We start from the raw sequence: 10,111 nt of genomic DNA, 5'->3' as shown, positions 1-10,111 counted from the left end.
GACACGACGCTCGACGACGTCGCCGGCGTGCTCGAGCTCGTGCGCGCGGCCGGTGCCGCGCTCGTCGAGGGCGACGACCTCGTCGCGGACGCGGCGGCGGTCATCGGGCCACCGCCGCCGAGCAGACCCGCACGCACGACCTCGTCGGCATCGGCATCGGCCCGTTCAACCTGGGCCTCGCCGCCCTCGCACGACGGGCCCCCTCACGACCGCGTCCCCGTGACGCCCGGGTCGACGCCCGGCCCCTCGGTGGCCCCGCCGGTCGCCCCCGGCCCGGGTGCCGTGGCCCGCCCCTCGGACGACGGGAACAGCCCGGGCGGGGTCCCCTTGCCGTCCCAGTTGAGCAGGTTGACGCGCCCGTGCATCTCGGACGGCGTCGCGAGCCCGTCGGACGTCTGCCGCTGCTTGAGCGCGTGGAACGTCTCGACCGCGACGGGCACGGGCCGCCCGGACGCCTCGCCGAACGGCGCCTGCTCGTACATGCCGGGGCCCTCGTCGTAGTCGAGCGAGCAGCCGAGCTCCTCGAGCTCGTGACCGCGCTCCTCGTGGGCCTTCGGGATGACGTACCGGTCCTCGTACTTCGCGATCGCGAGCAGGCGGTACATCGCGTACATGAGCTGCCCCGACATCCCGACGGACGCGGGGATCCGCTCGTCGGCGTCGTCGTCGAGCGTGATGCCGCGCAGGTACCCGCGCATGGCCGCGAGGCGGCGCAGGACCCCGGTGACGACGTCGGTGTCGCCCGCGGTGAACAGCGACGCGAGGTACTCGACGGGGATGCGCAGCGCGTCGATCGCGCCGAACAGGTTGCCGTGGTCCTCCGCGTCGTGGCCCTGCTCGCGCAGCAGGTCGACGACGGGCGACAGCGGTGGGACGTACCAGACCATCGGCATCGTCCGGTACTCGGGGTGCAGCGGGAGCGCGACGCGGTACGTCTTGGCGAGCGCGTACACGGGCGAGCGGCGGGCGGCGTCCATCCAGTCGGCGGGGATGCCCTGGTCACGCGCCGCGGCGATCACCGACGGGTCGGTCGGGTCGAGCATGAGGTCGAGCTGCGCCTCGTAGAGGTCCTGGTCGTCGGGGACGCTCGCGGCCTCCGTGACGCGGTCGGCGTCGTACAGGACGAGCCCGATGTACCGGAGCCGCCCGACGCACGTCTCCGAGCAGACCGTCGGCAGGCCGACCTCGACGCGCGGGTAGCAGAACGTGCACTTCTCGGCCTTGCCGGTCTTGTGGTTGAAGTAGATCTTCTTGTACGGGCAGCCGGTCACGCACTGGCGCCAGCCGCGGCAGCGGTCCTGGTCGACGAGGACGATGCCGTCCTCGGCCCGCTTGTAGATCGCGCCCGACGGGCAGGACGCCATGCACGACGGGTTGAGGCAGTGCTCGCAGATCCGCGGCAGGTACATCATGAACGTGCGCTCGAGCTCGAACCGGATCCGGTCCTCGGACTCGGCGCGGACCTTCGCGACCATCGGGTCGAGGTGCCCGAGCTCCGCGGTGCCGCCGAGGTTGTCGTCCCAGTTGGCCGACCAGCGGATCTTGGTGTCCTCGCCCGTGATGAGGGACTTCGGGCGCGCGACGGGGAAGTCGTCGCCGAGCGGCGCGTCGACGAGGTTCTCGTAGTCGTACGTCCACGGCTCGTAGTAGTCCTCGAGCTTCGGCTGCACCGGGCTCGCGAAGATCGTCAGGAGCTTCTTGACGCGGCCGCCCGCCTTGAGCGTGAGCCGGCCGCGCTTGTTGAGCGTCCAGCCGCCGCGCCACTGCTCCTGGTCCTCGTACCGCCGCGGGTAGCCCTGCCCGGGCCGCGTCTCGACGTTGTTGAACCACACGTACTCGACGCCCGCGCGGTTCGTCCACGCCTGCTTGCAGGTCACCGAGCACGTGTGGCACCCGATGCACTTGTCGAGGTTCATGACCATCGCCATCTGCGCCATGACCCTCATGCGCCGGCCCTCCCCTGGACCTCCGGTGCCGCGAGCATCAGTACTCCACCTCCTGCGAGCGGCGGCGGATCGTCGCCACGATGTCCCGTTGGTTGCCGGTCGGGCCGAGGTAGTTGAACGTGTAGGACAGCTGCGCGTATCCGCCGACGAGGTGCGTGGGCTTGACCAGCAGGCGCGTCACCGAGTTGTGGATGCCGCCGCGCCGCCCGGTCCTCTCCGACTTCGGGACGTCGATGGTCCGCTCCTGCGCGTGGTGCACGAAGACGACGCCCTGCGGCAGGCGGTGGCTGACGATCGCCCGCGCGACGAACACGCCGTTGGCGTTGACGCACTCGATCCAGTCGTTGTCGGCGGCGCCGATGACCGCGGCGTCCTGCACCGACACCCAGCACACGGGTCCGCCGCGCGACAGCGACAGCATGAGCAGGTTGTCCTGGTACTCGGAGTGGATCGACCACTTGTTGTGCGGCGTCAGGTACCGCACGGTGACCTGCGCGTCGCCGTCGGGTCCGAGCCGGGGCTCGCCGAGCAGGCGGTGCAGGTCGAGCGGCGGGCGGTAGATCGGCAGCGCCTCGCCGAGGTCCGTCATCCAGTCGTGGTCGAGGAAGAAGTGCATGCGCCCGGTGAGCGTGTGCCACGGCTTGAGCCGCTCGACGTTGACGGTGAACGGCGCGTACCGGCGGCCGCCCGTCTCCGACCCCGACCACTCGGGCGACGTGATGACGGGCACCGGCCGGGCCTGGGTGTCCGCGAACGTGATCCGCTTCTCCTCCGAGCCCTCCGCGAGGTCGGCGAGCGGCTTGCCCACGCGACGTTCGAGCGACCGGAAGCCCTGGGTGGCGAGCTCGCCGTTCGTCGTGCCGGACAGCGACAGGATCGCCTCGGCGAGCTTGACGTCGGTGTCGAGCGCCGGCCGCCCGTCGCCCGCGCCGCCGAGCATGACGCCGTTGAGCCGCCCGAGCCGCTCGACCTCGTGCTCGAGCCGGTAGGTGACGTTCTTGATGGTGAACCCGAGCTTGTCGGCGAGCGGCCCGAGCGAGCCGAGCTTGTCCGCGATGGCCGTGTAGTCGCGCTCGACGACCTGCAGCAGCGGCAGGTTGACGCCGGGCTGCGGCGCGAGGTCCCCGCCCGCCCAGTCGCGCGCCCGGCCGCCGACGTGCCCCGCGGCCTCGCCGGGGGTGTCGTGCTGCACCGGCACGCTCACGACGTCGTACCGGGTGCCGAGGTGCGTCCGCGCGAGCTCGGAGAACCGGCGGGCGACCAGGTGGAACGCGTCGAAGTCCGAGCGCGCCTCCCACGGCGGGTCGATGGCCGGGGTGAACGCGTGGACGAACGGGTGCATGTCCGTCGACGACAGGTCGTACTTCTCGTACCAGGTGGCTGCCGGCAGGACGACGTCCGACAGCAGCGTCGTCGACGTCATGCGGAAGTCCGCGCTGACCAGCAGGTCGAGCTTCCCCTCGGGCACGCCGTCGCGCCACGTGACGTCGCGCGGCCGCACGTCGGCCGGTTCCGCCGTGACGTTCGAGTGCGTGCCGAGCAGGTAGCGCAGGAAGTACTCGTTGCCCTTGGCCGACGACCCCAGCAGGTTCGCGCGCCACAGGATCAGCGTGCGCGGCCAGTTCTCGGGGGCGTCGACGTCCTCGACCGCGAAGCGGACGCGGCGGTCGGCGATGCGCTCGACCAGCGCGGCGGTCGGGTCCGCCGCCTCGCCCGCCTCCGCAGCGGCCCGCACCTCGTCGGCCAGGTCGAGCGGGTTGCGGTCGAACTGCGGGTAGAACGGCATCCAGCCGAGCCGCGCCGACTGCGCGATCGTGTCCGCGGTGTGCATCCCGGCCAGGTGCCCCTCGGCCAGCGGTGACGCGAGCGCGTCGGCCCGGTACCCGTCGAACCGCCACTGGTCCGTGTGCATGTACCAGTACGACGTGCCGGTCATCGTGCGCGGGGGGCGCGACCAGTCGAGCGCGTTCGCGAGCGACAGCCACCCCGTCAGCGGGCGGCACTTCTCCTGCCCGACGTAGTGCGCCCAGCCGCCGCCGTTGCGCCCGAAGCACCCCGTGAGCGCGAGCAGCGCGAGCACCGCGCGGTACGTCGCGTCGCCGTGGAACCACTGGCAGATGCCCGCGCCCATGATGATCATCGACCGGCCGCGCGACTTCTCCGCGTTCGCCGCGAACTCGCGCGCGATCCGCGCGCACGCCGCCGCCGGGACCGACGTGATCGCCTCCTGCCAGGCCGGCGTGTACGGGGTGTCCGCGTCGTCGTAGCCCGCCGCCCACTCCCCCGGCAGGCCGTCCCGCCCGACGCCGTACTGCGCGAGCATGAGGTCGTAGACGGTCGTGACGAGGTGGTCGCCGACGCGCCGCGCCGGGACGCCGCGGTGCAGGACCGAGCCGGAGCCGTCGGGCTGGTCGAACACGGGCAGCAGCACGGGGACCGGCTCCGCGGAGGTCGCACCGGCATCGGCCGCCGACAGCGCCGGGTCGACGCCCTCGAGGTCGAGGTTCCACCGCCCTTCGCCCGACTCCGTGTAGCGGAAGCCCATCGACCCGTTCGGCACGACGGGCCGCCCGGTCGCGGCGTCGAGCAGGACCGTCTTCCAGTCGTCGCCCTCCGCCCCCGGGACCGCGTCCGGCAGGTCGGCCGCGCGCAGGAACTTGGACGGGACGTAGCCCCCGTCGGCGTGCGGCGTCAGCGTCACCAGGAACGGCAGGTCCGTGTACTGCTTCACGTAGTCGCGGAAGAACGGCACCGCGCGGTCGACGAGGAACTCGCGCAGCACCACGTGGCCCATCGCCATCGCGAGCGCCGCGTCCGTCCCCGCCTGCGCGGGCAGCCACTCGTCGGCGAACTTCGTGTTGTCCGCGTAGTCCGGCGACACCGTGACGACCTTGGTGCCGCGGTAGCGCACCTCGGCCATCCAGTGCGCGTCCGGCGTGCGCGTGACCGGGACGTTCGAGCCCCACATCATCAAATAGGTCGCGTCCCACCAGTCGCCCGACTCGGGGACGTCCGTCTGGTCGCCGAACATCTGCGGGCTCGCGACCGGGAGGTCCGCGTACCAGTCGTAGAACGACGTCATCACGCCGCCGATGAGCTGCACGAACCGCGTCCCGACGCAGTGCGACACGATCGACATCGCCGGGATCGGCGAGAACCCCGCGCACCGGTCCGGCCCGTACGTCTTGATGGTGTGCACGTGGCCCGCCGCGACCATCTCGACGGCCTCGTCCCACCCGACGCGCACGAGCCCGCCCTTGCCGCGCGCCTGCTGGTACCGCCGACGGCGCTCGGGGTCCCCGACGACGTCCGCCCACGCGAGCACCGGGTCCTTCAGCCGGGCCTTCGCCTCGCGGTACATCTCGACCAGCACGCCGCGCGCGTACGGGTACCGGACCCGCGTCGGCGAGTACGTGTACCAGGAGAAGGCGGCCCCGCGCGGGCAGCCTCGGGGCTCGTAGTCCGGGCGGTCGGGGCCGGGCGACGGGTAGTCCGTCTGCTGGGCCTCCCACGTGATGATCCCGTCCTTGACGTAGACCTTCCACGAGCACGAGCCCGTGCAGTTCACGCCGTGCGTCGAGCGGACCACCTTGTCGTGGCGCCAGCGGTCCCGGTAGAACGCGTCGCCGCGCCGGCCGCCCTCCCGGAACACCGCCCGGTTGTCGGCGGTCTCGTCCCACCGCGTGAAGAAGCGCCCCGCCTGCAGGAGCGCGTCGGTCGCAGGTCCGTCGAGTCGAGCCCCCTCGCCCATGGCCCGACCATGCCGGAGCCCGCCGAGCGCCGCCACCGGAGGTCGCCGGTGCCGCACGTCGCCACCGGCTCGTACGGCCGGGAGGCAGGACGGAGGCAGCCGTGCCAGCCTGGCAGGAGCGTCAGGCCCGGGGCGCGCCCTCAGCGCCCGCGAGGAGACACCCCATGCGCGCGATGGTCTACCGAGGCCCGTACAAGGTCCGTGTCGAGGAGAAGCCCGACCCGCGGATCGAGCACCCCAACGACGCGATCGTCCGGGTCACCACCGCCGCGATCTGCGGCTCCGACCTGCACCTCTACCACGGGATGATGCCCGACCTGCGGGTCGGGCACACGTTCGGCCACGAGTTCGTCGGGGTCGTCGAGCAGGTCGGCTCGTCCGTCCGGAACCTGGCCGTCGGCGACCGCGTCATGGTGCCGTTCAACATCTTCTGCGGCACGTGCTTCTTCTGCGCTCGCGGTCTGTACTCGAACTGCCACAACGTCAACCCGAACGCGACGGCCGTCGGCGGGATCTACGGCTACTCGCACACCACGGGCGGGTACGACGGCGGGCAGGCCGAGCTCGTGCGCGTCCCGTTCGCCGACGTCGGGCCGTCGAAGATCCCCGACTGGCTGGCCGAGGAGGACGCCGTCCTGCTCACGGACGCGTGCTCGACCGGCTACTTCGGTGCGCAGCTCGGCGACATCGCGGAGGGCGACGTCGTGGTCGTGCTCGGCGCCGGCCCGGTGGGGCTGTTCGCCGCCCGGTCCGCGTGGCTCATGGGTGCGGGTCGTGTCATCGTCGTCGACCACCTCGACTACCGGCTCGAGAAGGCCCGGACCTTCGCGTACGCCGAGACCGTGAACTTCGGGGAGGTCGACGACGTCGTCGTGCACCTCAAGAAGGCGACCGGGTACCTCGGCGCGGACGTCGTCATCGACGCCGTCGGGGCCGAGGCCGACGGGAACCTCACGCAGCACGTCACCAGCGCCAAGCTCAAGCTGCAGGGCGGGTCGCCCGTCGCGCTCAACTGGGCCATCGACTCCGTCCGCAAGGGCGGCACCGTGTCGGTCATGGGTGCCTACGGCCCGATCTTCTCGGCCGTGAAGTTCGGCGACGCGAGGAACAAGGGGCTCACCATCCGCACCAACCAGGCGCCCGTGAAGCGCCAGTGGCCGCGGCTGCTCGAGCACATCCGCAACGGCTACCTGAAGCCGAGCGACATCGTCACCCACCGCATCCCGCTCGACGACATCGCGGAGGGCTACCACATGTTCTCCGCGAAGCTCGACGGCTGCGTCAAGACGCTCGTCCTGCCGGGAAGGAGCTGACATGCCCTACACGCCTGACAAGCCCCCGCTGCCCGAGACCGCCGAGCAGCTCGCCGCCCGCATCCCCGGCTGGGGAGCCGACAAGGACCCCGCCGACCGCCCGTCGTACCCGCGCGAGCGCACCGACCTCGAGACCGGCGCGCACTGGACCGAGCCCGAGCAGCAGCCCGAGCTCGCGCCGCGCGAGCGGTCGATCGAGCACGCGCGTCTGACGCCCGTCTTCGGGACCGCCCAGCCGCTGCACGGCCTGTCCGGCGTGATCCGCCGGCACGCGTACGCCGCCTACAGCGAGGGCCGCGCCGCGCACTGGCTGCTGCTCATCGCGGCCGACCGCGTCGACGCCGTCGAGCAGCACCTCGCGTCCTTCGCGACGCTGCACCCCGACAACCCCGTGACGGAGACCGGCGTCCTCGCCGAGGGACGCCGCCACGGGCTCGCGTCGCGCACCGAGGGTCACCGCGTGGACCGGCACCACCAGGCGCTCGACCCCGTCCTGGTCGCCGGGCCGTGGGCGCTGGCCGCCGCGGGCGCGGTGCTCGTCGTGCGCGCGCTGCGCCGCCGGACCGCCTGAGGGCCGCCCGGCCCGGTTGACCTGCCCGTCCGCGGGAAGCAGCGGGCGGGCCGATGAGTTGTGGCGTGGTGGGCGGTCGGTCAAGGAGAGGCCCGTCTGCCGGTGGCGTATTTGCGTCGACCGTGTCAGACCCCTCGACAAGACTGGACGCTCCGCCGTCGACGCCGCTCGCGTCGACGCGTGCGACACCACTCCCGACCGTCCCCCGGAAGCCAGGTGCCCCTGTGACCGAGACCTCCACCGCCAAGCTCGGCGACGAGCCCGCCACCGGCGTGCCGTCCACCGCGCCGGCCGTCCCCGCCGACCGGATGAGCCCGCGCGACCGCCTCGCGGTCACGGTCCTGCTCGTCTCGACGTTCGTCGTCATCCTCAACGAGACGATCATGGGCGTCGCGCTGCCGCGGCTCATGGAGGACCTGTCGATCACCGCGTCGACCGCGCAGTGGCTGACCACCGCCTTCATGCTGACGATGGCCGTCGTCATCCCCGTCACCGGGTTCGTGCTCCAGCGCATCACGACGCGCCCCGCGTTCCTGCTGGCCATGACGCTGTTCGCGACGGGCACGCTGATCTGCGCGCTCGCACCCGGGTTCGTGGTGCTGCTCGCCGGGCGCATCGTGCAGGCCTCGGGGACGGCGATCATGCTCCCGCTGCTCATGACGACCGTCATGACGGTCACGCCGCCCGCCGCGCGCGGCCGCACCATGGGCAACATCTCGGTCGTCATCTCCGTCGCCCCCGCGATCGGCCCGACGATCTCCGGCCTCATCCTGTCGGTCCTCAGCTGGCGCTGGATGTTCGGGCTGGTCCTGCCGATCGCCGTCGTCGCGATCGTGCTCGGCGCGATGCGCCTGCCCAACGTCACCGAGCCGCGCTACGCGAAGGTCGACGTGACGTCCGTGATCCTGTCCGCGCTCGGGTTCGGCGGGATCGTCTACGGCCTGTCGGGCCTCGGCGAGATCACCGACGGCGGCGTCGCGACCACCACGTGGATCTCGCTCGGCGTCGGCGCGGTCGCGCTCGTGCTGTTCGTCCTGCGGCAGCGGTCGCTCGCCCGCGTCGACGACGCGCTGCTCGACCTGCGCGTGTTCTCCTCGCGCACCTTCGCGGTGTCCGTCGCGCTGCTCGCGGGCCTCATGGTGTCGCTGTTCGGCGTCATCATCCTGCTGCCGATCTACGCGCAGTCCGTCCTGGGCCTCACGACGCTCCAGACCGGCCTGCTGCTGCTGCCGGGCGGGCTGCTCATGGGTCTGCTCGCACCGTCCGTCGGCCGCGCGTACGACAAGGTCGGGCCGCGACCGCTGCTCGTCCCGGGCGCGACCGCGCTCAGCCTCGCGCTCTGGGGTTTCGTCCTGCTGGGGTCGGACTCCTCGCCGTGGATGCTGCTCGCCGCGCACCTCACGATGTCCGCCGGGCTCGCGCTCATGTTCACGCCGCTGTTCACCTCGGCCCTCGGGTCGCTGCCCGCCGAGCGGTACTCGCACGGGTCCGCGGTCGTCGGGACGCTCCAGCAGGTCGCCGGTGCGGCCGGCACGGCGCTGTTCGTCACGGTCCTCACCGCGCAGTCGATCGCGCTCGCCGACGGCGGGGCGAACGAGGTCGCGGCCACCGCGGGCGGCATCCACTCGGCGTTCCTCGTCGGCGCGATCCTGTCGCTCGTCGCGCTGCCGCTCGCCTTCGCGGTGCCGCGCGAGCGCGTCGAGGGCCCGCACGGCGGCGGGCACTGAGGGCGGACGTGCACCGATGAGCGGGCTCACGGCCGACTGGATCGAGCACCGGCGCGAGGGCGACCGTGAGCTGCTCGGCTGGATCCGCGTCGACGGCGACGGCTTCGTCGCCGTCGACCGGATCGGCCGCGAGCTCACCGGGGTCGTCGACTGGCACGACGCCGAGGAGGCGCTCGACGGGCACGGCCTGCACTGGCTCGCCGAGCGGTGGCAGCTGACGCTCGACGACGGACGCGTCGTGCGGGTCCGCATGTCCGAGGTCGCCGCTGACCGGGTCGTCGTGACCACCGACGACTTCGGCGACGTCAACGCCGTCGTCACGCGCTACGTCCTCCCGTTCCCGGCGCCGGCGACGCTGCGGCCGTTCGCGGGCGACCCGGGCGTCATCGACGGCCTCGGCGCGCACTGAACCGTCCCGGCTCGCCGGTCCGTCGCGCGCGCCGACGGCAGACGGTGCGACCGGCTCGTCAGGTCGACCGCGCGCCTCGCCGCCAGCGGGCCGGGGTCACGCCGTGCTGCTCGCGGAAGCGTCGGACCAGGTAGGCGGCGTCCCGGTGCCCGGTGCGCTCCGCGACGAGGGCGACCGGCAGATCGGTCTCGACCAGCAGGCGGCGGGCCTCGATCATCCGCCGCTCGGTGAGCCACTCGAGGACCGTGCGGCCCGTGCGCTCGCGCACGACGGTCGTGAGGTGCCCGGTCGTGTAGCCGAGCGACCGGGCCACCTCCCGCGTCGAGATCGGGTCGCGGAAGCCGGCCTCGATCGCGTCGAGCACCGCGGCGACGATCGGGTCCCCGCCCCCGTG

Annotated in this window: 7 protein-coding genes; 4 read left to right on the top strand and 3 right to left on the bottom strand. The window is 72.6% G+C overall.

All coding sequences use genetic code 11. The features are described 5' to 3' along the window. Nucleotides 1–203 precede the first annotated feature (203 nt). Both narH and HGA02_RS04095 read right to left on the bottom strand, forming a co-directional pair. Nucleotides 204–1,946: a nitrate reductase subunit beta gene (narH, locus tag HGA02_RS04100; protein ID WP_168677849.1), complete on the bottom strand. Its 1,743-nt coding sequence runs from the start codon at nt 1,944–1,946 to the stop codon at nt 204–206. A 37-nt stretch (nt 1,947–1,983) separates the two neighbouring features. Then, on the bottom strand, nt 1,984–5,697 hold the full coding sequence (locus HGA02_RS04095; RefSeq protein ID WP_168677847.1) for a nitrate reductase subunit alpha: 3,714 nt from the start codon (nt 5,695–5,697) through the stop codon (nt 1,984–1,986). A gap of 164 nt (nt 5,698–5,861) precedes the next feature. On the opposite strand from HGA02_RS04095, the gene HGA02_RS04090 reads away from it, so the two are divergent. The 4 genes from HGA02_RS04090 (at nt 5,862) to HGA02_RS04075 (ending at nt 9,717) form a co-directional block, all read left to right on the top strand. Beyond that, complete coding sequence (locus tag HGA02_RS04090) at nt 5,862–7,010, top strand: zinc-dependent alcohol dehydrogenase (protein ID WP_168677845.1); 1,149 nt, start codon at nt 5,862–5,864, stop codon at nt 7,008–7,010. Between the two features lies 1 nt (nt 7,011). Next, the gene (locus HGA02_RS04085) at nt 7,012–7,581 is read left to right on the top strand and encodes a hypothetical protein (RefSeq protein ID WP_168677843.1); all 570 of its coding nucleotides are present in this window, start codon (nt 7,012–7,014) and stop codon (nt 7,579–7,581) included. Nucleotides 7,582–7,805: 224 nt separating this feature from the next. Beyond that, on the top strand, nt 7,806–9,308 hold the full coding sequence (locus HGA02_RS04080; RefSeq protein WP_425483025.1) for an MDR family MFS transporter: 1,503 nt from the start codon (nt 7,806–7,808) through the stop codon (nt 9,306–9,308). A gap of 16 nt (nt 9,309–9,324) precedes the next feature. Continuing rightward, the gene (locus HGA02_RS04075; RefSeq protein ID WP_168677841.1) at nt 9,325–9,717 is read left to right on the top strand and encodes a hypothetical protein; all 393 of its coding nucleotides are present in this window, start codon (nt 9,325–9,327) and stop codon (nt 9,715–9,717) included. Nucleotides 9,718–9,775: 58 nt separating this feature from the next. Here HGA02_RS04075 and HGA02_RS04070 read toward each other — a convergent pair. Then, nucleotides 9,776–10,111 (bottom strand): helix-turn-helix domain-containing protein (locus tag HGA02_RS04070; protein WP_210728145.1); only part of this gene is annotated, 336 nt, incomplete at its 5' end.

The organism is Cellulomonas septica, from assembly GCF_012396155.1.
Classification (GTDB): domain Bacteria; phylum Actinomycetota; class Actinomycetes; order Actinomycetales; family Cellulomonadaceae; genus Cellulomonas; species Cellulomonas septica.
This window is presented reverse-complemented; position numbering and strand designations above follow the sequence as displayed.